Annotated in this window: 25 protein-coding genes and 1 riboswitch; of the genes, 5 read left to right on the plus strand and 20 right to left on the minus strand. The window is 35.4% G+C overall.

Features of this window, described 5'->3' with window-relative positions; translation table 11 throughout:
• Window positions 1-15: 15 nt before the first annotated feature.
• Complete coding sequence (locus DEX24_RS07855) at window positions 16-1077, minus strand: M24 family metallopeptidase (protein ID WP_109305872.1); 1062 nt, start codon at window positions 1075-1077, stop codon at window positions 16-18.
• Window positions 1077-1523, minus strand: a complete 447-nt coding sequence (gene aroQ, locus DEX24_RS07860; RefSeq protein WP_109305873.1) for a type II 3-dehydroquinate dehydratase — start codon at window positions 1521-1523, stop codon at window positions 1077-1079. The genes DEX24_RS07855 and aroQ overlap by 1 nt, the downstream gene beginning before the upstream one ends.
• A 155-nt stretch (window positions 1524-1678) precedes the next feature.
• On the opposite strand from aroQ, the gene DEX24_RS07865 reads away from it, so the two are divergent.
• Window positions 1679-2626 carry a DUF1385 domain-containing protein gene (locus DEX24_RS07865; protein ID WP_186819610.1) on the plus strand — a complete coding sequence of 316 codons (948 nt, stop codon included), beginning with the start codon at window positions 1679-1681 and terminating at the stop codon, window positions 2624-2626.
• Between the two features lie 312 nt (window positions 2627-2938).
• Complete coding sequence (locus DEX24_RS07870; protein ID WP_109305874.1) at window positions 2939-3136, plus strand: hypothetical protein; 198 nt, start codon at window positions 2939-2941, stop codon at window positions 3134-3136.
• A 62-nt stretch (window positions 3137-3198) separates the two neighbouring features.
• Here DEX24_RS07870 and DEX24_RS07875 read toward each other — a convergent pair whose 3' ends face one another.
• The 3 genes from DEX24_RS07875 to DEX24_RS07890 form a co-directional block, all read right to left on the minus strand.
• Complete coding sequence (locus DEX24_RS07875) at window positions 3199-3540, minus strand: hypothetical protein (protein ID WP_109305875.1); 342 nt, start codon at window positions 3538-3540, stop codon at window positions 3199-3201.
• Window positions 3541-3989: 449 nt separating this feature from the next.
• Window positions 3990-4364 (minus strand): helix-turn-helix domain-containing protein, encoded by a 375-nt coding sequence (locus tag DEX24_RS07885; RefSeq protein WP_109305877.1) that lies wholly within the window; start codon window positions 4362-4364, stop codon window positions 3990-3992.
• A gap of 314 nt (window positions 4365-4678) precedes the next feature.
• Window positions 4679-5512: a lipoate--protein ligase family protein gene (locus tag DEX24_RS07890; RefSeq protein WP_109305878.1), complete on the minus strand. Its 834-nt coding sequence runs from the start codon at window positions 5510-5512 to the stop codon at window positions 4679-4681.
• Between the two features lie 104 nt (window positions 5513-5616).
• Here DEX24_RS07890 and DEX24_RS07895 point away from each other — a divergent pair, with 104 nt between their 5' ends.
• Entirely contained in the window at window positions 5617-6009 is a 393-nt protein-coding gene (locus DEX24_RS07895) for a rhodanese-like domain-containing protein (RefSeq protein ID WP_109305879.1), read from the plus strand.
• 303 nt (window positions 6010-6312) lie between these two features.
• A complete protein-coding gene (locus DEX24_RS07900; RefSeq protein ID WP_246131401.1) occupies window positions 6313-7404 on the plus strand; it encodes an ATP-binding protein in 1092 nt (363 codons plus the stop codon).
• A 13-nt stretch (window positions 7405-7417) separates the two neighbouring features.
• Here the strand turns inward: DEX24_RS07900 and DEX24_RS07905 are convergent, their stop codons facing one another.
• The 4 genes from DEX24_RS07905 to DEX24_RS07920 all read right to left on the minus strand — a co-directional run bounded on the left by DEX24_RS07905 (window position 7418) and on the right by DEX24_RS07920 (window position 13449).
• The gene (locus DEX24_RS07905; RefSeq protein ID WP_109305881.1) at window positions 7418-8917 is read right to left on the minus strand and encodes a phytoene desaturase family protein; all 1500 of its coding nucleotides are present in this window, start codon (window positions 8915-8917) and stop codon (window positions 7418-7420) included.
• A 199-nt stretch (window positions 8918-9116) separates the two neighbouring features.
• A complete protein-coding gene (locus DEX24_RS07910) occupies window positions 9117-9641 on the minus strand; it encodes a hypothetical protein (protein ID WP_109305882.1) in 525 nt (174 codons plus the stop codon).
• A gap of 22 nt (window positions 9642-9663) precedes the next feature.
• The gene (locus tag DEX24_RS07915; RefSeq protein WP_109305883.1) at window positions 9664-10389 is read right to left on the minus strand and encodes a hypothetical protein; all 726 of its coding nucleotides are present in this window, start codon (window positions 10387-10389) and stop codon (window positions 9664-9666) included.
• Window positions 10390-10401: 12 nt separating this feature from the next.
• On the minus strand, window positions 10402-13449 hold the full coding sequence (locus DEX24_RS07920) for a hypothetical protein (RefSeq protein ID WP_109305884.1): 3048 nt from the start codon (window positions 13447-13449) through the stop codon (window positions 10402-10404).
• Window positions 13450-13688: 239 nt separating this feature from the next.
• Here DEX24_RS07920 and DEX24_RS07925 point away from each other — a divergent pair, with 239 nt between their 5' ends.
• The gene (locus DEX24_RS07925) at window positions 13689-15335 is read left to right on the plus strand and encodes a hypothetical protein (RefSeq protein ID WP_109305885.1); all 1647 of its coding nucleotides are present in this window, start codon (window positions 13689-13691) and stop codon (window positions 15333-15335) included.
• A 444-nt stretch (window positions 15336-15779) separates the two neighbouring features.
• Here DEX24_RS07925 and gcvPB read toward each other — a convergent pair whose 3' ends face one another.
• The 11 genes from gcvPB to comGA all read right to left on the minus strand — a co-directional run bounded on the left by gcvPB (window position 15780) and on the right by comGA (window position 24585).
• Window positions 15780-17240, minus strand: a complete 1461-nt coding sequence (gene gcvPB / locus DEX24_RS07930) for an aminomethyl-transferring glycine dehydrogenase subunit GcvPB (protein ID WP_109305886.1) — start codon at window positions 17238-17240, stop codon at window positions 15780-15782.
• Complete coding sequence (gene gcvPA, locus DEX24_RS07935) at window positions 17233-18600, minus strand: aminomethyl-transferring glycine dehydrogenase subunit GcvPA (RefSeq protein ID WP_109305887.1); 1368 nt, start codon at window positions 18598-18600, stop codon at window positions 17233-17235. The genes gcvPB and gcvPA overlap by 8 nt, the downstream gene beginning before the upstream one ends.
• A gap of 23 nt (window positions 18601-18623) precedes the next feature.
• Window positions 18624-19727 (minus strand): glycine cleavage system aminomethyltransferase GcvT, encoded by a 1104-nt coding sequence (gene gcvT / locus DEX24_RS07940; protein WP_109305888.1) that lies wholly within the window; start codon window positions 19725-19727, stop codon window positions 18624-18626.
• A 144-nt stretch (window positions 19728-19871) separates the two neighbouring features.
• A riboswitch (glycine riboswitch) is annotated at window positions 19872-19963 on the minus strand.
• Between the two features lie 148 nt (window positions 19964-20111).
• The gene (locus DEX24_RS07945) at window positions 20112-20624 is read right to left on the minus strand and encodes a shikimate kinase (protein ID WP_109305889.1); all 513 of its coding nucleotides are present in this window, start codon (window positions 20622-20624) and stop codon (window positions 20112-20114) included.
• A 248-nt stretch (window positions 20625-20872) separates the two neighbouring features.
• Entirely contained in the window at window positions 20873-21070 is a 198-nt protein-coding gene (locus DEX24_RS07950) for a hypothetical protein (protein WP_109305890.1), read from the minus strand.
• Window positions 21045-21518: a ComGF family competence protein gene (locus tag DEX24_RS07955; RefSeq protein WP_109305891.1), complete on the minus strand. Its 474-nt coding sequence runs from the start codon at window positions 21516-21518 to the stop codon at window positions 21045-21047. Before DEX24_RS07955 ends, DEX24_RS07950 begins: the two co-directional genes overlap by 26 nt.
• Complete coding sequence (locus DEX24_RS07960; protein ID WP_109305892.1) at window positions 21497-21781, minus strand: hypothetical protein; 285 nt, start codon at window positions 21779-21781, stop codon at window positions 21497-21499. The genes DEX24_RS07955 and DEX24_RS07960 overlap by 22 nt, the downstream gene beginning before the upstream one ends.
• 16 nt (window positions 21782-21797) lie before the next feature.
• Window positions 21798-22232 (minus strand): type II secretion system protein, encoded by a 435-nt coding sequence (locus DEX24_RS07965; protein WP_109305893.1) that lies wholly within the window; start codon window positions 22230-22232, stop codon window positions 21798-21800.
• Window positions 22222-22527 (minus strand): competence type IV pilus major pilin ComGC, encoded by a 306-nt coding sequence (comGC, locus tag DEX24_RS07970; protein WP_109305894.1) that lies wholly within the window; start codon window positions 22525-22527, stop codon window positions 22222-22224. The genes DEX24_RS07965 and comGC overlap by 11 nt, the downstream gene beginning before the upstream one ends.
• A gap of 11 nt (window positions 22528-22538) precedes the next feature.
• The gene (gene comGB, locus DEX24_RS07975) at window positions 22539-23597 is read right to left on the minus strand and encodes a competence type IV pilus assembly protein ComGB (protein WP_109305895.1); all 1059 of its coding nucleotides are present in this window, start codon (window positions 23595-23597) and stop codon (window positions 22539-22541) included.
• On the minus strand, window positions 23566-24585 hold the full coding sequence (gene comGA / locus DEX24_RS07980) for a competence type IV pilus ATPase ComGA (protein ID WP_109305896.1): 1020 nt from the start codon (window positions 24583-24585) through the stop codon (window positions 23566-23568). The genes comGB and comGA overlap by 32 nt, the downstream gene beginning before the upstream one ends.
• Window positions 24586-24640 lie beyond the last annotated feature (55 nt).

Raw genomic sequence — 24640 nt, forward strand, 5'->3', positions numbered from 1 at the left:
CCTCCAAATATTAAATTATAAAATAATTAACTCTTTCGTAGCATGTGTAAGAACTTCATTGCCGGTAGTCGTAATAAGAATATCATCTTCAATACGCACACCACCAATGCCTGGTAAATAAATTCCCGGTTCGCATGTTACTGCCATTCCCGGTTCTAATACATAGTTAGAACGATGTGACAATCCAGGACCCTCGTGAACCTCTAAACCAATACCATGTCCGGTAGAGTGACCAAATGCTTCACCATAGCCTTTATCTTTAATATAATCACGTACGATTGCATCCGCTTCAACACCAGTCATCCCTGGTTTGAATTCTTTCACACCAATGAGTTGGGCTTGCAGTACAATGTCGTAGATTTCCTTTAGCTTAGCAGAAGGCTCTCCAACTGCGACTGTACGTGTTGTATCAGAAATATAACCTTGGTAAAGTGCACCATAGTCTAAAGTAACAAAGTCACCTTTTTCTATCATTTTATCAGTTGCAACGCCATGTGGCAATGCCGAGCGTAAACCCGATGCAACAATTGTATCAAATGACGATTGTGTTGCACCTTGTTTTCTCATGAAAAATTCTAATTCATTCGAGACATCTAACTCGGTAATACCCGGTTTAATATAGTTAATAATATGTTCAAATGCTGCATCAGCTATTTCGCATGCTACTTTAATTATTTTAATTTCTTCTGGTGTCTTAATCAAGCGAATCTTCTCAATAATATCCGCAACCCCAATAAGTTCCACTTTTATGAATTTTTCGTATAGTAAGAATTGTGCATAAGTAATATTTTCTTTTTCAAATGCTAGTTTTGAAATGCCCATTTCTTTCACTTGCGTGGCAATTTCTTCTACCATTGTCGCCTTATGCTGCGCAATTCTAAATTGTGTTATTTCCTTGGCAGCTTGTTCCATATAACGGAAATCCGTAATAAAGACCGCATCATTTTTGCTGATGATTGCGACACCCGCAGTACCAGTAAAGCCAGTCATATAACGCAAATTATATGGGTTTGTAATTAATAAACCATCGATGTTTTGAGCGGATAATAACGTTCTTAATTTCGTCAACTTTTCCATTAATATAAGTCCCCTTTATGTGTTTTTAATAATGAACGGATCGCTGCTTCATAGCCAAAAATGCCTAAACCACTTATTTGTCCTACACAAACTGGTGCCAAAAATGAGTGATGGCGAAACGCTTCTCGTTTATGTATATTCGAAATATGCACTTCAATAACTGGTACATCAATACCTGCAATCGCATCACGCAAAGCAATACTTGTATGCGTATAGGCACCAGGATTGAAAATGATACCATCTATATCCCCGTCTTCCGCTTCATATAACCAATCGATTAATTGACCTTCGTAATTCGATTGTTTTAATTCAATCTCTGAATCATATACACGTAAAATATTCTCAAGCATTTCAGCAACATCTTGTAAAGTTTCGCTGCCATAAATTGCTGGTTCACGTTTTCCTAGACGATGCAAATTAGGACCGTTCAAGCATAGATATTTCAACTGACTCGCCTCCTTATTCATATTATTCCATTATTTTAACATATACTTCGGAATTCGTAACGTTTTCCCCTTGCCCTAGTTTATCAGTAGAGTTTCATTTCTTTTTTTAGTACAATTAAAGAAGTTTTTACTATACATAAGAGAGCGGTGTAAATTTGAGTAAACAATCACCATCACCGATTTACGGTGGTCAGGCATTAGTTGAAGGTGTCATGATGGGTGGCGGCGAGCATACGGTATCTGCTGTCCGTCGAAATGATGGCACAATCGAATACTATTATGCCAAACGGACGAAAAAGCCACTATATCAAAAAATGAAAAAAATCCCTATTTTGCGTGGTGTGATCGCTTTAATAGAATCTGCAGCGAACGGTTCAAAACATCTTCAGTTTGCTAGCGACCGCTATGATGTTACACCTGGCGAGGAAGTAATCGAAGAGAAAAAACCTGAAGGAAGCGGTAAATTATCACTCTGGTTAGGCGTTGCAGCCATTGGTGTATTATCATTTTTATTCGGTAAATTCCTCTTTACGATGATTCCGGTTTTTATCGCTCAACTTTTCTCTGGTATTTTCGAATCTAAAACGGAGCAAATTATTTTAGAGAGCTTTTTCAAGCTACTTTTATTACTTACCTATATTTACCTTGTGTCGCTGACACCACTCATTAAACGCGTCTTCCAATATCATGGTTCTGAGCATAAGGTAATCAATTGTTACGAAAATGGTGAAGAATTAACAATCGCAAATGTTCAAAAACAATCACGCTTACACTATCGTTGCGGCTCAAGTTTTATGCTCTTTACAGTAATTGTAGGAATGATTGTCTACTTCTTCGTACCCATCGATCCATTTTGGTTGCGAATCGTCGATAGATTACTACTTATTCCCGTAGTTCTTGGTCTATCATTTGAAGTACTACAAGCGACAAATGCTTGCCGTAATATTCCCGTACTTCGTTTTTTAGGCTACCCTGGTCTTTGGTTGCAGCTTTTAACAACAAAGGAACCATCAGACGACCAAGTCGAAGTGGCAATCGCTTCTTTTAACAAACTAAAAGAAGTAGAAACAAACCCAGAAGTTATTAAAGAAATGCATATATAAAAAGAGCCTGAGACAACCGTATTTTCAACAGAGAAAATCCCGTATGATTTTTCGAAATCATACGGGATTATTCATTTCAATCAATTGAACGCTTTCTGCGCGTTCAATTGATTTGATGATTCGTATGGGAGACAGACTATTTTTGTTCTGTCCCAGACTCTTTTTCTTGCGCGACTAATCTTAGATTTTGCCAAACTCTATTTTTTAATACTGCCTATAGATTATGCAGGATCTACTCGATATTATAGCGTGTATACGATACAATTATACATAGATTATTTTTGTAATTTTCTGAAAGGGGACTTGAGAAATATGAGAAAACTTTTATTTAATATACTATTATTCTGTGCAATTGGCATCATTTTATTTGCTACTAATTTAGTCAGTGGCAAACTAATTGCTTGGATTTTAGTACCTATTGTTAGTATTTTTATTTTTTTAACATTTATGCAAGTCAAAAAAGAATATAACAAGCTTCGTAGGCAACAAGATGAAAAAAGCCCCTATTAGATGACTTTTTCAAGCGACATCTTATAGGGTGCAGTTTAAAAAATAGGCGAACTCGTTCATTTTTATTTTTTCATACGGCGAATCATATAAGTAATCGCGTAACCTGCTGCAAAAATAGCTAAATAATAAACACCATACACTAAATTATCGGTGGGTAGCACAATCATGAATACGACGATAAATGCTATGGTTGAAATACCAATGGCCGGTAAAATGTGATAATGGTGAATAGCACAGGCTATACCTTGTATTAAAAATGTAAGTGGGAACACAATAATTAAACATAATACAAAAATGGATAAACTGGCTTTCGTATCCCCAAATGCGCCGGTCATTGACAAAGCCGTACCAGCTAGCATTGTAAACGCCGGTAAAAAGTAGGCAGCTAATTTATTTAAATTCATCTGTACACTCCTCTATCGCTCTCTTGCTCATTATTTTATAATACCATATGGCAAATTGAAAAACAGTAACACATTCTAAAATTCGATAGAAAACAACGGGATCATTTAGAAAGCATTCAAAAAGAACTATGCTATTTTCTGAAAATTTCCACATGGAAATTTTCACCTTTCACCCGCCTCCAACACATACTATATATCCTTCCTACGAACAATTGAATTAAACTCAAAATAAAAAGGCTCTGTGTCAAATGTTAGGGTGAATGAAATTGGATTTTCAATTTCATTCACCTTTTTCATTTAGCCCAGATGTAAACCAACTTCTTTATACTTTAATGTTAGTAAGATTTTCGCTCTAAATCAATCAAATCGTTTATAACCCTATGCATGTCGTTTCATTGATTCCTATCCATTACAATGATTTCTACTTGATCACCGAACCTTTGTAAGTACTATTTTATCGTATCTTTTCGATGATTTGGCAAGATAGCAATCGGTTCATGTGTTTTTGCATTGGCAATGATTAGTTGGAATTTACCGGCATTTGTATCTCCTTTATATGCATCAATTGCGATTGCTTTTGGTAGCGTGACACCTGACACTAATTGTTGTTCTGCGACTTGATCAAAACGACGAATAACAGTTGAACTAGCTGTCCCCATTTTCTCAGCAACTGATTGGAATGTAGGTGATTTAACGCATAGCATTTGAATTGCTTGATGCCATTCTTTTGAAAAGCGTTGATCACGTTCAATAAAAGAAATTTTTTCTGAAAAATGTTTTCCACAAGAACAGACATAGCACCGACGCTTATAATACAAAACCATAAGTCGTTCAAACCATTTTATGTGCTTTTTTCTGTCTATTTTTAGGTATGTTCATCATGATTAAAAGAAATAGCGAGGACTCCTGCCGAAAAACAAGTACTAAGCAATCCTTTATTTTCACCGTAGGTGAAAATAAATAGTGCGTTACTTGTCAGCGGAAAACTCTCGCTATTTCTAATTGTCTAAAACATGAATCATTTTAATACCCCAACATATAGAATAGAACCAATAAAAAACCCTCAGCAAATGCACTTGCTGAGGGTTTTCCATCACAACTACCGTTTAACTCCATGTGACATAGATACACTTAACGATCAATATTTATAATTCCATTCATCAGTTTTGTACTTTGTTAACGCTAAATTTTGAACAAAATCCTCCTGTTGTGCGGTTAAGTTATATTCTACTAATTCAATAGCTAATGCTTCTTGAAAGCCCGTGTGAAATGCTTCTATACACATGGCAACATCAATCATTTTTGTTGTTAGTGAGTTGATTGCTACCGCTTTTTCAGGTAATTTTTTCGCCATTCTCACTTTAGCTTCAGGCGATGCAAATTTAAATAATGATAATAATTTTTCTTGATCCAAATCAATTAAAATTGCACCATGTTGTAAAATCACACCTTCTTGTCGGGTTTGTGCACTGCCTGCTACTTTTTTACCTTCTACGACAAGTTCATACCAACTCGATGCATCAAAACATACTGCGCTCTTAGGTTTTGTCAAATCTTCTAATTGCTCCGTTGATTTTGGTACAGAAAAATAGGCTTCTAAACCGAGATTTTCAAAGCCTTTTAATAAGCCCTCACTCAATACACGATAGGCTTCTGTAACCGTCTTCGGCATATTTGGATAATGTTCTGATACAATTATACTATAGGTGAGCTCATGTTCATGTAAAACTGCGCGCCCCCCAGTCGGGCGGCGTACAAATCCGATGTTTTGCTTATGTATTTCATCAAAATTGATATCTCTAGAGGCTTTTTGAAAATAGCCGATGGATAAAGTGGCTGGCTGCCATTCGTAAAAACGGATGACGGGTGGAATAAGTCCTTTACCGTGCCAATGAAGTAATGCCTCATCCAATGCCATATTATACGCAGCATCGCATTTACCTGAATTTATAAAATACCATTTACTCGTCATGTGCAAATCTCTCCCCCCAAATATCAACGCTTCTATTTTAACAAACAGTGTAGACTATATCCACTTCTTCTTTTATAATAGTAGTATAAGATAGAAGGGGGAATATGATTGTGAGTAGTTGGATATATAGTGTTATCATTATCCTCGTTGTAATTATCGCATATGCTTTATTTAATGCATGGCGTGCAAAAAGAGCTGTAACGACTCTTTCAGAGGAAGAATTTAAAGCGGGTTACCGCAAAGCCCAGCTGATTGATGTTCGTGAAAAGAAAGAATTTGATGCAAGCCATATTTTAGGTGCGCGTAATCTTCCTTCAACTCAAATTCGTACTCGTCAAAAAGAATTACGTAAAGATACACCTATTTACTTATATTGCGATACTGGCGGACGTAGCTCTCGTGCAGCTCTATTCTTAAAAGGCAAAGGCTTTACTGAACTTTATCAACTACAAGGCGGCTTCAAAAAGTGGTCAGGTAAAACTAAATCAAACTATTAATTCTAGCTACATACTAGAAATTAAAGATGCGACAATTTCATTCAGTTGATTTTGCCGCATCTTTTTTATATGATTCTAACCATGTTACAATATAGACATAATCCATTTTGAGGAGGAAAAATTATTTCTAATTATCTATTTGGTTTTAAAGATGATTTATCAGACAGCCTACCTATTTATTCTGAATACGCTACTTTATTTAAAGAAATAATCCGAAAATTAACAGTCCATCATCCAGCAGATTGGAAAATTATTAATCTTGTCTTAAACAATAATCAATTCGCAGAACATTTAAAAGAACTCATGGCAAAAAAACTCATTCATTTTGAACTGATTTCATATGTTTACGAAGCAGAAGCAACGCATCGCCTACAGCCAATCGCTTGGGATCAAAAAACAGATGAACTCATAGAAGCAGTCGATTTTTCAAATCGAATTATTTTCTTCCCAGAATATGAGGTCGCTATGTCGGAGTCAAAAATTTTCTATGCTAGTGATTGGAATAATAATGATGAACTCGTCTACTTTGCGCCATCTGTTGATAAAATCACTTTATTCATCGACAGTGTAAATGACAAACTACGTTCTGTACTGATGAAACAAGTTAGCTATATGGTCGATACAGATGATGGTGTTAAACGTAGCAATATTGGCGCTAGTGATTTAATTACGCGAGAGGATGTCTTTTTAGAACCAACATTAAAACGTGATATTTTCCGCTCTATTGATGAATTTTTTAAAAAGGATAGTAATTTTTTCGAGTTTTATGGATTACCTTATAAACGTGGTATTTTACTGTACGGTGCACCTGGGAACGGTAAAACTACTTTAGTCAAATCGATTACGGGTACAGTTGATGCACCCGTAGTTTATTGGCAAATTACCGAGCATACGGATAGTGATTCGATTCAAGAAGTTTTCCGTCTCGTCAATTCACTGGCGCCTGCAGTACTTGTCATCGAAGATCTTGATTCAATGCCTGAGTATGCACGTTCTATCTTTTTAAATACATTGGATGGTTCACAATCTCGAAACGGTATTTTCATCATTGGCACGACGAACTATCCTGAACGTATTGATAGTGCTTTGATTAATCGTGCAGGACGCTTTGATCGCGCTTATGAAGTGAAAGCGCCTAAAAAAGACATGCGTTATGATTATTTAGTCCGACTTGATCAACAAAAAATATTTAATGAAGATATACTAACTATAATCGCCAAAAAAACACGTAATCTTTCGGTCTCTCAATTGAATGAACTTTATATGTCTGTCGCATTAAATTGGCATTATGATGGCGAATTACGTTACGAAGAAGTGATCGAAGATTTACAAAAACAACGGAAACATGCAGAGAAAAAAGATTGGGAAGATGAAGACTCATCAATTGGATTCTAAAAAAGATAAAACGCTAATCAGCTTGATTAGCGTTTTTGTTATTATTTAAATCATCTATGATTAAAGATGCCAGCTGTATCCCATTTTGTATTGCTTCAGTTGTCCCCATTGTGTGGCTCGTATTGGCCATTGTGAAATACAAACCACTAATTTCTTCACAGCGTATAGGTGGTCTGAAAAACGCCTGTGAAAACGAGGCAGCTATAATACCATGAATTGTTCCCCGATAAATATTAAACTGTTCAGATAACTGTAACGGCGTCCAAATTTGTTCTTCAATGATATGAGGTTGAATATCGTGTCCAAAACGTTTTAATTTTTCGACAATTATTTGTTTCAAAGAAGCTAATTCTGCTCTATACGATACATTATCTTCCTCCGAATATGGAGCATTTGCCATAATAATCAATGAATCACCATAAGGAAAACGTTCCGGCTCAGTTGCGGCAGCATTAAATATATAGATGGTCGGATCAATGGCTAAATGATTATTAGACATCGCTTCAATTTCTTCTTCAATATCATTGGAAAATAATAATGAATGATGATTAAGTGATGTTGCATAGTTTAAACCCACTAAAAAAGTATACGATGCCGGCGTATTAATTCGCTCATCAAACCACTTATTTTTTGGTTTCTCTGCTGAATCTCCAGCCAAAAGGTTCGGAAAATCTTTCAAAATTAATTGACTCATCAAAATAGCATCTGCCTCTAGGCTTATATCATCGTTGATTTGTACACCTTCAATATGACCATCTTTGACATGGATTTGCGTAATCTTTTTTTCTGTATATATTCGAACGCCAAGTTCTGTGGCAACTTTAGCTAATGCCAATGGAATTTGCTGATTTCCCCCTTTTACTGAATAGACACCTTTTGATAAATTGGGGTATAAATAACCAGCCAAAAAAGCCGGCTTTGTTTTCGAACTAATATTTCCTTCATTTGCATAACGAGATAGAGCTTGAATAATATGTTCATTACTAAAATACTTGCGTAAAAACTGATCTAAATTTTCAAATGGTCTTAATTTAAGTAAGACATTACGAATAGGCATAGATACCAATTTAGTCCAAGAAGTAATTTGAAAAGCCGAATAAATTTGAGAAACATCCAAATACAAACGTTCAATTTCTTCCATGAAACGATCATAATTTTCACAACCAAAAGGATCTAATTCTGCTAGTTGTTCTTTCATAAATTCAACATCATTTGACACATAAAAATAGCTACCATCTTCAAATGAAATTTTTGTATGTTTTCTCAAATGATTGATTTGAAGATAATCTTCACTCTTTTTACCTGCTATTTTAAATAGACTTTGCAATACTTCCGGCATCGTAAAATAAGATGGCCCAAAATCAAATTGATGTTGACCAATACGAACAGGTAATATATTACCTCCGACATGTTTTTGTCTTTCATAAATGGCTACTTCAATACCTTCAGATGCTAACATGATGGCAGCGGATAAACCACCGATTCCTCCACCTATAATTGCTACTTTTGTCATTGACTATTCTCTCTCCTTTCCTTCGACTTGGCGACAACTAAGATGCTCGAAGAGACAATAATAATGAGTACACTTGATGGCCAATGACCAACTTTGATCCCGATTAAGATAGGCAGGCTCACGACAATTATAAATACACTATACATTCGTCCTTGCCATAGTGAATCTATACGCGTTAATTTCGTGGTCTCAAATAACATTAAAATATCATGGTAAAGCCCGTAATAACCAAATAACCACTCAATTGAATAGCATAGAATAAGTATTCCGTATGACCGCGTTTGTAGTGCTCAAATAACGCCATAACCGGCATCATACAGTATTCAATAAAAAGGATCATCAAAAAAGTGAACATCGTGCGAAAAGCTATGCTCATATTTTGCGTTAAAGCTTTGGATAAAGCCATAACAACTACCCATAAACAAGCAATTGTAAAATAATAATAGTGACTAAACAAATCGTTTTCTCTAACGAAGGGCAGCAATCGAGCTGAACTGCAAAAAACATAACCTAATACAGCAATTATGAGCGTTAGACTGAGACCAACCTTTACCCCAAAACTTTTTACAAAATAAACTGTACTGACACTAGCAGCAAGATTTATTGTTACTAATACTAGCCACCAATACTTCTTTGGAGCCAAATCAAAAATGATCACTGCAAAACTACTCAATACGGCAACAAGCAAAATTATATAAAGCCATCGATTGGCATTTTTCGCCATATGCACTGCCCCTAACTAAGTACTATGAAATCATTAATTTTTTATTATTTAGTGGATTCCATAGAGCTTGAATACGTTCATCATGCACTTTAGATAATAGTAGTAATTCAGATACTTTAACTCTTCTGCCCGAGTCATTGCTGCGTGTTTTAATATTTTCAATGGTCATGTCTTTTAACCCTTCATTTAATGATTTACCAGTTAAACGACTATAAGCATTAGCAATATGCTCTTTTTCCAATAGTTCACATGATAATTGATTATAGATATCTTCTTTTGAGATTGTGTGCATCAGCAACTGCTTTTCCGTGCTATACAATTTTATATTTTCAATTAAAAAGCTTGTATTCGGTTCGTAATAACAAACAAAATGACGTTGTAGTGACTGCTCTAAGGAAAAATGGTCTTGTGCACAAATTTTACCTGCTTCGGATAGTGACACAATATCTTGAGTAGCTAAAATGATGCCATTTTTTGAAAGTCCTTGCACAATTGTCTCTAATTGTGTTTGTGGTAGACCGATAATATCTGAAAGCTCCTCATACTCTATTTTACTTGGGGCAATCGCTGCTAATAAATCAACAATCGCAGCCTCAAAAATACTTAATTGTTGGCGCGCACGTAATTCCACCTCTACATGATGTTCAATGATTGGCAAACTATAATCTGTTACTGTAGCAATCTTGTATTGTGCATCCAATTCTAACTTTTCCAAGAGCATATCAAGTTCTTCGACAGTCATTGTCATATAATCTCTCCTCTAACTTGAAATTTTCGTATCATTCGAATGAACTAAAAATGGTTGACTCACTGGTTTTTCGAATTTTTCAGCAAAGCTTGCAAATGGATTTTCAGCAATAGCTGCAAGCATTTTACTGCGCTGTTTAGCTGGAATATTATGCTGTATTAAATAATTAGTAAAGCCTTCTTCTTCTACTACAACGCGATTTTGCAAACTATCCGTTACGAAAACAAAAGTTTGTTGGGGCGTGAAATTTTGGACAATCTCAACCCAACTATATTGTTGATCTTCTATTAATACAACATTTTGTGACACGGCTAATTGTGGATTAAATTCCTTAGCTATTGTTAATTTGCTTGCATCAATAATTTCCTGCTTCCACTGCAATTGGTTCGTTAGATCATGAAGTTGCTCTTGCCAATTAAGCAATTGTTGACGTTTAATGACTGCCATCTCATGTTGTTTTTCTTTGTTCTCAATATTTTCGGAAATAGAGGTAATATTGGATACATATTCATTACCTTCTTCTGTATTGATTAATGTTTGTTTTTCCAAGTAATTTAGCTGTTGAACAATTAACTGATTAGCGCTTAGTAGTAGATCAATATTCTTTTTAGAATGAACGATGTCATGCTGCAAAACATCCATTTGCATATTCATTTCTTCTTTATCACTTTGGACTTCTTGTCCTTTTTCCTGACATTTATCCGTTAAAACAACAATATGCTTTTGTATGCTATCTAATGCTAAATCTTGTGATTCTAGCGATTCATATTTCAACATTAATTCTTCTTTAAATGATTTTCTAGTTGCTTCAATATCCGCCAAAGTACCATAACTTTCACTACGACCACTCGACTGTTTTTTTCCTATTTGAAGAACTGATTGCATGGCTGCTTTATCCGATTTTGCAGCATCTATAATATCGCTATATTCTTTATGATTGGTCGTTAAATTGTTTTGATGATAATCCATTGTTTTATTAATTGTTTTAATATCTGCTTCAAAATACGTCATTAGTTGTTCTGCATATTTTAATTGTGACATAAGTTTGATCTCTAAAATCCCTTTTTCACTATGCATGCTCAATAACACCTCATACATATCTTCTGCTGAAAGCACCAACTCATCTTTCCATCGTTTTTTCGCTTTATAGTTTACCCCTAAAGATAGCGGTCGACTATTAATCGCCTCGCTTACATGACTTAGCACATCTTCCGCTGTATAACGATCATAGCTACGCACTGTAGCTAGTGGCTTCTCAACTAGTAAGTGATGCTTTTCTAGTTCCTGTTCGAGCGCTGATATATCGGCTGAAAATCGATTTTCAATCGCTTCAATTTCAGCATATTTTGTTAAGTAGATATTTGTAAGTTCTGAATACGACGTTGCAAACTGTAAATCAACAGGCATATTTAAGTATTCTGCTGCATCTTTAACATGTTTAATGAGTAATTCAATTCGCTCAATTTGCTGATTTTCTTTGAAATGATTAAACTCATCTACCATTTTTGTCGTGTAGCTATGCCCAATTTGTTGATCTTTTTCAATATCTTTTATCTTGCTTTGACAATCATCGATAATTTCCTGTGATTTTTCAATATTTTTCAAAGAAGCAATACGTGCAGAATAGAGATGGCTTTCCTTATTAAAGAGCAACCAGTTATTTTCTAACTCATTATAATAAAGTTGATCCTCTTTTTTTTGCTGTGTGATGTGATGCAGTTTTTGCTGTTGTTCTTCAATAGCTAATTCAATATCTTCCTTTGCTTTAATCAGTTGATCATTTTGAAAAGCAAGCTGTTCTTGTTCATTTTCGTAGCTTGTAATGGCCTGTTTAAAGTCTTCTACTAAGCGATTATTATTAGATGTCTCTCCATCCAAATAATTTTTCACGTCAACAATTGCTTCAATTCTACGTTCAGTTAGATCAAATTTCGCCGTATTTTCAGCAATTGCCTGTTGTTGAATTTTATATTCTTCAATGCTTAAAATATTATCCAATTCCATTCGTTTAACTGTACTATCAACTATTATTGGTTGTTTATAATAGACTAAGGCTTCATCAAAATTACCCGATGAATCGATTGGCAATTTTTCAAGATGGTCAACTAGTAATTGCTGTTCTAATACTTCATCTGCTGTTACAACAAAAAGTTTATCGAATTTAGTGAATAGTTCTGCTGTTAACATTTCAAGAGCAGCCGCCTTGTCTGCTGTTTTAGCAGCAACACCAAAAAATTGGCCATTTGTATTTTTGGGGTAAAAAGGGTTTAACAAAGGGTGCTCAATAGAAGGTTGTTCCCTTTCTTTAGCTCGCATCATTGTCAATTCATGATAGGCCATCGCCAACTCTTGACGTTGTTGCGTATTATACACATGTATAATTTGTCCAGTTATCAACTGTTGATTCGCATGCAATTGTACCGTATAATTTACCCTTTCTTCATCATATTCTGTGATATGACCTAACTCAATTGAGTGAGCTGATTCCGCAGTATAAACAGTTAAATTTGATTTATTTTGCCAATTAATAGGCTCCAATAATTGAACCGTAATTTTATCATGCTCTTCACTATTTACTTGTTCAATCGTATAGGGAAAGTCCATTTTCGCCGTCAAAAATTCAATATAGTGTAGCCAACTATCCATTTTCAATAATAAATCAAGCTGCTTTTGATGGGGATCTAATTGAAAAAAATGATGATCAAAGTTATCTGAAAAAGTAAAATCACCCTCAGTAGTAAGCGTTAAATGTATTTTCATTAGCTGTTCCTCATCATCAATGGCAGCATCATTAACCATTTCTAAAATTGTTTGACTCGAACCACTACGAATAACAAGTAATTGTATAAATTGATGCGTATACTTATTTTTTACAAATAGACCCATATACTGTGAATCATCTACTATTTGAGGGTATTTCAATACGAATGCTTCTTCATTTAACGATTCAAAAAACACATCAGCAATTCTCTCTGTTTGATGTTCATTTTTATCAAACAAATCGTGCAATTGACTTCTGACATCAGGTGCTATTTTTGTCGTGATTTTTTCGGTAATCATCAAAGCATCTCTCCCTTTTCAACTTATCTGTTGAACATATACCCTTTCAAATGGAAAATTAACTAAAAATTAAAGTTATTACTGCGAAAACCAAATCTAGACAGACTTTTCATTGCGCTATCATTTGGAATTAGTTTGAAAGTTTTTTAAAAGGAAATAAGTGTATGTAAATAAAAAAATTACTTTTTATTTATGTGTTTTGGCTCATCTATAAACCTATTGAACAAGGAGGAATTTTATTGACAAACTATTTAAAGTATTTAGCCATTCCAGCGGTAGCATTAACAATTTTTTCAGTTGCGCCTACACAATCGCATGCAACAAATTCCACAGTGATCATCCAGCATGACACCACTTTATATGCTAGCCCATCCGTAAAAAGTAAAAAAATCCAACAACTTAGTAAGAATCAGCGACTCCTATTAGTAACCTACGGTAAAAAATGGTCGACTGTTAAGATAGGTCAAAGACGTGGCTATGTAACAACTTCGCAACTAAATTTAACAAACTATAAGAAAAATCTTCAAAAAAAATTAACGCAAGAAGAAAATAAATTAACTAAACTATCACAAGAGATGAATACACTCTTAAATAAAGGTCTTTATAGCCAAGCTCAAAAAACAAAGAGCCAACTACAAAAATCTTTAAATAGCTATACAAAACATGTTAAAACAACAGCTATTTTAACAGAAAAAGAAAAAAAGAAACGATTAGCCAACTATCATACAAAATTTTTAGCTGATATGAAAAAAACTGCTGAAATTAATCTCTATTTTAAACATATGTCGACTGAAAAAAAGAATATTACAACTAAATCTGCAAACGATTTTGCGACTAAAGTTAGTCTATTAAAAAAAGAGCAACTAAAAATGATTGCTCGATTGAATAAAACGACGACGGTGTCTCTTTCTGAAACGTTAAAAAAGAAATTATCAGATGAAATAATGATGATTGAAAAGACATGGCATAATACGACAAAAACAAAAACGACACGATACAAAACACAAATTCAAGATAATATTAAACCACTCTATGCCAAGTATGTAATGGCTATAAATGAGGGAACGATTTCTACTATTTTGACTGCGAGAGCACATGTTGTTCAAGCATTGCCTACTGCATTAAAATTCCAATCAGATGAACAACTATCCAATGCACAAAAACAACAATTAAATGCACTCATCACCCCAGTAATAAACCAAGTGGAAGCTTTGGCTAAAGAAAGTGACTTAAACCAGCAAATCGCTATTTTCAAAAAATCACTCCAAAATATGGATTATGCTGTTGCCTCAAAAAATTTGACGGATATACGATTAGCCTTAGACCAAGGGATCATCTATCGTAAAAACAATACAAATTATGCACTCCCAACTACTGTCACAAATGCATTAGAGCAACTCTATACACACTATAATTTATACTACTATAAAGAAATACCTGTAGACCATTCAACTGTATTAGATTACTATTCTGCTTCGTTAACAGTATCACCACTTGGTTTTACCGCAAATAAAACGGAAGATAAATCAGGTTATATTGCATTCAAAGTAAAACATAATGATAAAAAATTACACTATTCATATTTGCGTTATACAGTAAACATAACGGAGCAAGCAGTTAAGGAATTCGCTGCTAATCCAACAATCAATCAAAAAGTTTACACGTATGGTGCCAACTCAAATAGTAGCGATTATGACCATTTCCCTGAAGCTTTGAAATATATTACAAAATATTCATCAGAAAAACTGCCATTAACTATTGCTAGCTCAATAAATGCCTCTACGAATATTATGAGAAAGTTTGATGATAATGAAAAATACGTTATTTTTAAATTACCGTTAATTAAAGGAGTATATTATTCGAATATTCGATTAACCGTGGAATGATTTTATGTGAAGGTCAATATAATTGAATGTATGGAGATTTTAATGCTTTTCAAATGACACCCTATAACTTATTTGAAAGAATCAGATATAGTTTTTTATTATTCCACATTTAATTATCGTAATTTTGATAAGCTTAAATTTCCGATTCTAGGGCAAGTGTTGAAATGATTTGGTTTGACTCTTTTACGTCACGTCACTTTTTCTATTCATTTATTTTAGTATGAATCGCTGATATTGTACTTTTTATATGTTCGCGTCTCTTACAAAATCAGGTGAAACCAGCATGGCCATGAAAATGTCGAGTAGGCATAGTATTGTTTGAAAGCTCCGACAAATAATAGAAAGCCTAAAACAGGAACGATTTCCATCACTCCATCTATACAATAGAACTAAAAAACCTAGAAAATAAACGCATCGCGTTATTTTCTAGGTTTTTATCATTAATTATGCTTTTGTATAACGTAGAATTGGTGTACGAGCTGCACGCGTTTCATCTAGACGATTAATCACTGTCGTATGAGGTGCTTCTTGTACGATTTCTGGATTTGTTTCTACTTCACCTGCAATTTGAATCATGGCATCACAAAATTCATCCAATGTTTCTTTTGATTCTGTTTCAGTTGGCTCAATCATCAACGCTTCTTCCACGTTTAGTGGGAAGTAAGTAGTTGGTGGGTGATAGCCAAAGTCTAACAGACGTTTTGCAATATCAAGCGTACGAACGCCTAATTTTTTCTGACGGCTTCCGCTTAATACAAATTCATGCTTACAATGTTGTTTGTATGGCAGTTCAAAATATGGTTCTAAACGACGCATCATATAGTTGGCATTTAATACGGCAAATTCCGTAACAGCTTTTAGACCGTCTGGACCCATCGTACGAATATATGTGTAGGCACGAACATTAATACCAAAGTTACCATAATAAGGTTTTACGCGACCAATTGATTGTGGTCGATTATAATCGAAGTGGAAACCTTCTGCTGTTTTCACTAATACTGGTTTTGGCAGATACGGGATCAAGTCCGCTTTAACGCCTACAGGACCAGAACCTGGACCACCACCACCATGAGGGCCAGTGAATGTTTTATGCAAGTTTAAGTGTACACAGTCAAAGCCCATATCACCTGGACGTACTTTAGACATAACCGCGTTTAAGTTTGCACCATCGTAATAAACTTTACCGCCAACTGAGTGAATAATATCTGTAATTTCAAGAATATCTTCCTCAAATAAACCTAGTGTGTTTGGGTTCGTCAGCATTAAAGCAGCGGTATCTTCACCAACTTTTGTACGTAAATCTGCTAGATCAACTAAACCATTTTCTGCTGTTTTAATCGTTACTGTATCAAAGCCAGCAACTGTAGCTGAAGCAGGGTTCGTACCATGCGCACTATCTGGTACTAAAACCTTCGTACGTTGTACATCGCCATTTGCTTCATGGAATGCACGAATCATCATAAGTGCAGTCCACTCACCATGTGCACCTGCTGCTGGTTGAAGCGTTACTTCGTCCATACCAGTAATTTCTACTAAATGCTCTTGTAGATCATACATTAATTCCATTGCCCCTTGCACTGTTGACTCATCTTGTAGTGGATGAATATGAGCAAAACCAGGGAAACGTGCAACAGATTCATTAATCTTTGGATTGTATTTCATCGTACATGAACCAAGTGGATAAAAACCAGAATCCACGCCATGGTTACGATTCGAAAGTGCAGTATAATGACGCATCAAATCAAGCTCCGACAGTTCAGGTAGTTCTGCCTCTTCTTGACGAATGAATGCTGTAGGTAAAATATCCGTCAATGCTACTTCTGGAACATCAAGTGGTGTCAGACTATAACCTGTTCGACCTTCTTTTGTTAGTTCAAATACAAGTGGTTGATTATCTTTATGCATGATGAGCCCCCATTTCTTCAACAATTGCGCTTGTTGCAGTAATTAAAGCATCGATTTCTTCTTTTGAACGTTGCTCTGTAACACAAATTAATGAATGGTTTGCAAGATCCGCATTATAAGCAGCTAAATCAAGCCCACCAATCATACCTTGCTTGAATAATTCCTTATTCAATAAAGTAACATCAATCGTTGTATCGACAACAATTTCATTGAAATGACTTCCCTGATAGGTTACAGTATACCCCGCTTTTTCAAATGCTTGCTTTGCATAATGTGTTTTCATAATATTCTGAGTAGCCATTTCTTGTACGCCTTTTTTACCAAGTGCCGTCATTGCAACAGAAGCTGCCAATGCATTTAATGCTTGGTTTGAACAAATATTTGATGTCGCTTTTTCACGACGAATATGCTGTTCACGCGCTTGTAATGTTAAAACATACCCACGACGACCTTCTTGGTCCACTGTTTCACCGACAATACGACCTGGAATTTTACGCATCAATTTAGTAGTTGTCGCAAAGTAACCACAGTGTGGTCCACCAAATGCTTCAGAAATACCGAATGGTTGTGCGTCACCAACCGTAATATCTGCTCCTTGCTTACCTGGTGGTGTTAAAATTGCTAATGCCAGTGGATTGGAAGAGACAATTGATAAACCTTTTACTGCATGGACCATATCAGATATTTTAGCAACATCCTCAATTTGACCGTAGAAATTTGGGTATTGTACCATCACTGCTGCAGTATCTTCATCGATTAATGCTTGTAATGCCTCTAAGTCTGTCACGCCGTCTTTCATTGGCACTGAAATAACTTCGATTGATTGTCCATAAGCATACGTTGTAACAACATCTTTTGAAATAGGATGAACTGCTTCGGAAACCAATATTTTTTTGCGACGAGTATGACCTGCTGCAAGCATACCAGCTTCTGCTAATGCCGTCCCACCATCATACATAGATGAATTCGCTAAATCCATACCTGTTAGCTCTGCAATCATCGTTTGGTATTCAAAAATCGCTTGTAGTTCACCTTGTGAGATTTCAGGTTGGTACGGTGTATATGCCGTATAAAATTCTGAACGAGAAATAACATGATCGACTACAATCGGCTTATAATGATCATAGACACCTGCCCCTAAAAATGATGTATATTCATCATGATTAGCATTTTTCTTCGCTAAGGTCGATAATTCTTTTAACAATGCGGACTCTGATTTAGCTGCTTTGATCTGGTATTCACCTTTAAAGCGAACTTTCTCTGGAATATCAGCAAATAAATCATCAATTGATGAGACGCCGATTACGTCTAACATATCTTTTTGGTCTTGCTCCGTCATAGGTAAGTAACGATGCTTCATGTCGTAAAACCTCTCTTTTTGTTTTATTTTTGGCGTTTATAAAACGGTGTTTCTACAATGACTACTTTACTTCTGCGATTGCGTACTTCGATTTCAAGTTCCTTGCCAATCTCTGCATAATTTGCATCGATGAGCGCAAGCCCAATATTACGTTTCGTTGAAGGAATTTGTGTACCTGTAGTGACTTCTCCAATTTCAATATCACCAGCAAACACTTTGTAACCGTGACGAGGAATACCTTTATCAATCATTTCTATCCCAACACTTTTACGTGGTATACCCTGTTCTTTTTGTTGCATCAGCGCAGTTTTACCGATAAAGTTTTCATCTTTATTTAATTTTACTACGAAATTAATGCCAGCTTCTAATGGTGTAATCGTATCAGAAAGTTCTTGGCCATATAAAGGTAAGCACGCTTCAAAGCGTAGTGTATCACGTGCTCCAAGACCACATGGTATGACGCCTTCCTCTTTACCTGCTTCTAAAATAGCTTGCCATTGTGCAACAACTGCTTCTGGAGATGCATAAATTTCAAAGCCATCTTCACCTGTATAACCAGTGCGAGAAACGATTGATTGGAAGCCCGCAATATCGACTGCTGTTTGTAGACGAAACGGTTTAATCGCACTCAGATCAGTCTCTGTTAGCTTTTGTAAAATTTGTTGCGCAAGAGGCCCTTGTAAAGCTAGTAGACCAAAGTCATCTGATGCGTTGATCAATTCAACACCGTCTATATGATGTTCGGTCATCCAAGCAAAATCCTTGTCAATATTTGCAGCGTTTACAACGAGTAAATACACTTCTTCTTCAATACGATAGATTAATAAATCATCTACAACGCCACCATTGTCATAACACATTGTCGTATATTGTGTTTGGTTAATCGCAATTTTAGACACATCATTCGTTACAAGCTGTTGTAAATACGCCAAACTTTCTGAACCTTTCACATAAATCTCGCCCATATGTGAGACATCAAAAAGCCCTGCTTTAGTTCTCACTGCAGCGTGTTCATCTTTGATAGAAGAAAACTGTACTGGTAGATCCCATCCACCGAAATCAATTGTTTTGCCGCCATATTGAGCATATGTATCAAATAATGGCGTTTTCATTAAGTCATTTGTCATAACATTACTTACCCCCTTATTATCGTAAAAAAAAAGACAGAGAAACCCTATGATGAGGATTTCTCTGTCCTTGCACCTGAAAGTTTGACCATCGAAATGGCTGTCCCCTTTGGTGGCTGCACGAAGCAGCGCTCTCCAGAGTTGCGTCATGTACGAGTCTTTTTGCCTGAGAGATTCATAGCATACACTATTTGCTCCTTCGGCGACGTTCTCACGTTCTCTCCCCGTACAATCACCCGCTCGAGACGAATCTCGATTTGTATAAGTGTTGCAATGTATTATAACAGGCTTTCTTGCTTATATCCTAACATTAAAACCGTAATACTGCAATAACTTTATTCAAAAACTGAGAATAACGAATATTAATCATATTAAACATATAAATCATTCGCCTTTTAGGCGCATAACTTGATAACCGGCATATTCAACAATCTGTCTCAGTGTTCTATTTTCTGTACGAATTGTAATATGTGCAGCTTTTTTATATGATTTTCTTCTTTCATTGTATAGCTGTTCTAGCTCTTCCTTCGTTGAACGTTGTACAATCGGACGATTTCTATCTCGATGAATTCGTTTCCAAATATCTGCAAAAGTAGCGTCCATAAACAATACGAGGCCGGTTTCTCTCATAATCCGTCTGTTTTCCTCGCTAATTGCTACGCCTCCGCCTGTTGCGATAATACAATACTCATCACGGAAATTTTCTAGAAATTCTGTTTCAATTTTGCGAAAATACGCCTCTCCATGCTGCTCAAAGATTTCTGGTATTTTCATTTTTTCTCTTCTAACAATTTCTGTATCCATATCATAGTAGGGAAGCTTTAAGTAAAAGCTTAATCTTCTACCAATTGCACTTTTTCCACTCCCCATATAGCCAACTAAATAGATTTTCCGCATTTTCTCACCTTCTTCAGCAACGACTAGAACAATTATTCTTTCTGAACTAACGATAACTCATTTTTTTAATAGTAGCATGAACGACAGCCGATTCCAATAATACTTGTACGAGAATTGAAAACTATTTTCTAAATCCAACTATTATTGCCCTTCAGCATTGCCAAAATCACTATTTTAAGTCATTAAACATAATAAAAAACCCCATCTAACAAAGACTAGGGCTTCTCATTCATATCATCACTATTTTTTTATGTCTTTTTATGAATTAACATGTTATACAATGATTGTATTTCTTTTTCCATATATATTTCCATTTCATCATATAATTTAATATTCGTCTCATAGATACCAATTAAAAATAAGGTGTACATGGCAACAAACGACAAAAGGATCAGAGCAAACGGTAACACAAGCGCTCGTTCATTTGTCAATAAACGGTATGACAAGTTCCGTCATCTCCTTTCGATTCGAAGAAAATTCAACATAAATTTTTAAGTATGGTGCCTCATAACGAAAGCTAAATTTTTTCACACCGACTACTTTAATATCGGTACCACCTACTGTCGTAGATGTACTAATTATTTTCTGGTTAAAATAACGGTACTCTGCTAGCAATACTTTATTTTGTTCATTGCCTTTTTTTACGATGACAAGTATCGGATTGTTCCCGATTGGCGGCTTAATGGCTACAGCATGTTTGAGTTCTTTTCTGATATCATGAATGAACATGTCATACTGTGTCGCCTCATGTGCAAAGATTAACGTCTGTGTTTTACTGTACCAAGGAAATAAAAAAGGTGTAATGGTTACTAATAATAATAGAATAGCAAGTTGCAATAACATCTCCAAAACAGTGAAGCCATGCCTATTTTTCATTTTTTGAAAATAACGCATTTTTTTTGAACACCTATTTTATTTTCATAACTTGTACATACTTGTTGTTGGTTAATCGCCCAATGGTAACGTTGCCCTGAAATTATGAACATACCTGCACGCTGCTCCGGAACCTGTATGGATAAAGCCAATGCTTCATAATTTGATGTCATGGCATGCATAGCTTGTTGTCGATTATTCACTCCATCAAAAAGTTGAAACGTAAGCGGTAATAAAACGGCGAATATCATAGTGATAATGACAATACCTACTATTGTTTCCAATAAAGTGAAACCCGCTTCAGTCGATGACGAGTATTCTACCTGACCCCAAATAGACGTATACCTCCTTTTTTATCGTTCCAAAGTCAAAAATTAATTTTCCTGCATAAGAGGCATTACCTTTCTCATTAAAAGAAATTGTCGTTAAGGTAGACTTCACATCAATAGCCAATGCAGTCGGCATACTCTTTGAGAACAGAATCTTTTTTGATTGGCGTAAGCGACCAATATATCGCTGCTCCCCTACTATAAAAAAAATATCTACTTTGGCATTTTTTGTTTTTGCATAATTTTGGATATAATGAGCATCAATGACTAGTTGATCTAAAAAGCGATGAATTTCTTGCGACCTAATACCACGCTCTCCAAGCGACAGCCCCACGACTGCAATGATAAATATCATGGTTAAAACAATGAGCATTTCTACGAAGGTATAGCCATTTTTAGCGCTCATCTTTCACTTCTCCTTCTACAATCAATAGCGTACGGCCAGGACAACTTTTTTCGGATATCCCTTCTTTTAAATATTTTTCTTCTACCAACTGAGCAATTGATGTTGGATAACGTCCATTATCTATCTTGTATGCTTCTGTCTGACCTTGAACCATTTTCATATAGGCTTCACACCCTTTGTTGCCGATCGTTGTAAAATGACGCGTGACATTGGGGATAATAATCATGAGTAAAATTGCAATAATTAACAGAACAATCAGCATTTCTATCAAAGTAAAACCTTTTTGTGACCTCATATTTTTTCCTCCTATAGTAAATCAAGCATATTGTACATCGGTAACATAATGGCCAAATAGGCAGCTATTATACAAATTGCAATTAAGCTAAATAATAACGGCTGTAGAAGTGCTAATACTTTTTCAATTGAGTGTCCCATTCGTTCGCCTAAAAAACGACTGAGTAATTGTAATTCCTGCCCCAGGTTTCCACTTTGTTCACCATGTTGAATATAGCGTTGAAATTCATGTAGAAAGTAGCCATTATTCAAAGTTGCACAAGATAAAGATTCTCCAGCAACGACCTCATCCATTATTTGTTGTGCAATATAAGCAAGCATTTTTTGGTGTTTTTGCTGTATCAAAATATTCAAACTCACCTGAATTGATAAACCACTTAACAAGAGTGCTCCTAACTCAAAAGAAAATTGTCTGGTCAGTTGCAGCTGTACTGCTCGTTTTATAATCGGTATTTTAAAATAAATAATCAGTTGCTCTCCCGCATTTTTCCTCCGAATAAATTGAAAAAGTATTCCACCAACGATAAAAAAAATCGCACCTAAAATAACGAAGTAGTCTGGTAAGTGAAGGAGTAATTTTGTGAGCATCAACTCTAAATCAGCATCACTTCTACTTTCGGCTAGCATACTTGTCATAGTCGGCAAAAAAAATACTCTAAAACCAATAAACAACAAAATCATAAAAATAATAAGAACAATTGGATAGGTTAATAGTTTATACATTTGTGCTTTTTGTTGCTGACGTTGCTGAAGTTGTTGAGCTGCAATTGTTAATGCTTCCGTCAAGCGACAATGCTGCTCTGCCACATAAATAGACATAATGGTATATTTAGGTAAACCTAAATATAGTAAAATATCACTTAAACTCTGACCCTCTTTAAACTTCCTATGAATCACCTCTTCAACATTTTCAATATGAGCTAAATGATGAGGTGCCAACATATCAATGACTTCGTTGACGGCATAACCTTCCTCTATCAGAATCGCTAACATCTTAATAAAATCACCCTGTACTTTTGACGGTAATCGTTTTTTGCGGTCACGTAACAAGCGCATTGGGGAGTATTTCATGATTGTAAATCCCCCTCTTAATTTGGTTATGAATCGTTTTTTCTTCAGATAATGTATAATCACTACCGCTATCTAAAGCTTCGAAAGCATCTAAAAGGTCATCTTCCATCAACAACTCGAATACCGCTGCTAGATCCTCTACGTCATTTTTTAATGTCACTAATTTTTGCGTGGCTACGCCTAATACAGATTGCTTAAGTTCCGTACTTGAAACACCTAAATCCAATAGACGATGAAGGCAACCAAAACTATTTTTAGCATGTACGGTTGTCATCACTAAGTGACCCGTCAATGCTGCTTCAATAGCTATTTTTGCTGTTTCTTGATCGCGGATCTCGCCAATCATAATAACATCTGGTGAATGCCTTAAAATGGCTTTTAAACCTGCTGCATACGTTACACCTGCACGCTCATTTACTTGAATTTGCAGCAGGTTTTCTTGGTTATTTTCTACTGGGTCTTCCAATGAAATCACATGCTTAGCCAAACTTTCTGAGCAGTGTTGTAGTAAGGAGTACATTGTTGTCGATTTGCCACAACCCGTAGGTCCGCTAAAGATAATGAGACCATGAGAGTAATGAGCAAGGTTTTTTAAGATGGTTGCGTCTTTTGAATTAAAACATAGCTTCTCCAAGGGACTTGAAACATTTTGCAACATGAGGCGAATCACAACACTCTCACGCAAAAAAATGGAAGGTAAGGTGGATATTCGACAAGATACTACATTATTTTTTTCAGTTATTTGAAAAGCACCACTTTGCGGTTTTCGTTTTTCAGCAATATCCAATGTTGATTGATATTTAAAATGTGACACCATTTTGTCACCAAGTATTAAAGGGATTTTCCCAATCTCAATTCGTCGGTTATATTTTCTAAAATAAACGCTATATTCTTCATTTGTTGGCACAATTAAGATATCTGAAGCTTCAAATGATAGTGCTCTTCTGAGTAACACCGTACATTTTTTTTCGATTATATTGATATCCATTCGCTCTCCATCCCTTCTAATTACACCATTGTTACTGATATCTTCATTTTTCACA

It is taken from the genome of Kurthia sibirica (assembly GCF_003143975.1).
GTDB lineage: Bacteria > Bacillota > Bacilli > Bacillales_A > Planococcaceae > Kurthia > Kurthia sibirica.

Bases quoted from the DNA above. Each gene is read 5' to 3' on its own strand.
- DEX24_RS07855 (WP_109305872.1), bottom strand. From the start codon at position 1,077: ATGGAAAAGTTGACGAAATTAAGAACGTTATTATCCGCTCAAAACATC.
- DEX24_RS07870 (WP_109305874.1), top strand. From the start codon at position 2,939: ATGAGAAAACTTTTATTTAATATACTATTATTCTGTGCAATTGGCATC.
- DEX24_RS07875 (WP_109305875.1), bottom strand. From the start codon at position 3,540: ATGAATTTAAATAAATTAGCTGCCTACTTTTTACCGGCGTTTACAATG.
- DEX24_RS07885 (WP_109305877.1), bottom strand. From the start codon at position 4,364: ATGGTTTTGTATTATAAGCGTCGGTGCTATGTCTGTTCTTGTGGAAAA.
- DEX24_RS07890 (WP_109305878.1), bottom strand. From the start codon at position 5,512: ATGACGAGTAAATGGTATTTTATAAATTCAGGTAAATGCGATGCTGCG.
- DEX24_RS07895 (WP_109305879.1), top strand. From the start codon at position 5,617: ATGATTGTGAGTAGTTGGATATATAGTGTTATCATTATCCTCGTTGTA.
- DEX24_RS07900 (WP_246131401.1), top strand. From the start codon at position 6,313: ATGGCAAAAAAACTCATTCATTTTGAACTGATTTCATATGTTTACGAA.
- DEX24_RS07905 (WP_109305881.1), bottom strand. From the start codon at position 8,917: ATGACAAAAGTAGCAATTATAGGTGGAGGAATCGGTGGTTTATCCGCT.
- DEX24_RS07910 (WP_109305882.1), bottom strand. From the start codon at position 9,641: ATGGCGAAAAATGCCAATCGATGGCTTTATATAATTTTGCTTGTTGCC.
- DEX24_RS07915 (WP_109305883.1), bottom strand. From the start codon at position 10,389: ATGACAATGACTGTCGAAGAACTTGATATGCTCTTGGAAAAGTTAGAA.
- DEX24_RS07920 (WP_109305884.1), bottom strand. From the start codon at position 13,449: ATGATTACCGAAAAAATCACGACAAAAATAGCACCTGATGTCAGAAGT.
- gcvPB (WP_109305886.1), bottom strand. From the start codon at position 17,240: ATGCATAAAGATAATCAACCACTTGTATTTGAACTAACAAAAGAAGGT.
- gcvPA (WP_109305887.1), bottom strand. From the start codon at position 18,600: ATGAAGCATCGTTACTTACCTATGACGGAGCAAGACCAAAAAGATATG.
- gcvT (WP_109305888.1), bottom strand. From the start codon at position 19,727: ATGACAAATGACTTAATGAAAACGCCATTATTTGATACATATGCTCAA.
- DEX24_RS07945 (WP_109305889.1), bottom strand. From the start codon at position 20,624: ATGCGGAAAATCTATTTAGTTGGCTATATGGGGAGTGGAAAAAGTGCA.
- DEX24_RS07955 (WP_109305891.1), bottom strand. From the start codon at position 21,518: ATGCGTTATTTTCAAAAAATGAAAAATAGGCATGGCTTCACTGTTTTG.
- DEX24_RS07965 (WP_109305893.1), bottom strand. From the start codon at position 22,232: ATGAGCGCTAAAAATGGCTATACCTTCGTAGAAATGCTCATTGTTTTA.
- comGC (WP_109305894.1), bottom strand. From the start codon at position 22,527: ATGAGGTCACAAAAAGGTTTTACTTTGATAGAAATGCTGATTGTTCTG.
- comGB (WP_109305895.1), bottom strand. From the start codon at position 23,597: ATGAAATACTCCCCAATGCGCTTGTTACGTGACCGCAAAAAACGATTA.
- comGA (WP_109305896.1), bottom strand. From the start codon at position 24,585: ATGGATATCAATATAATCGAAAAAAAATGTACGGTGTTACTCAGAAGA.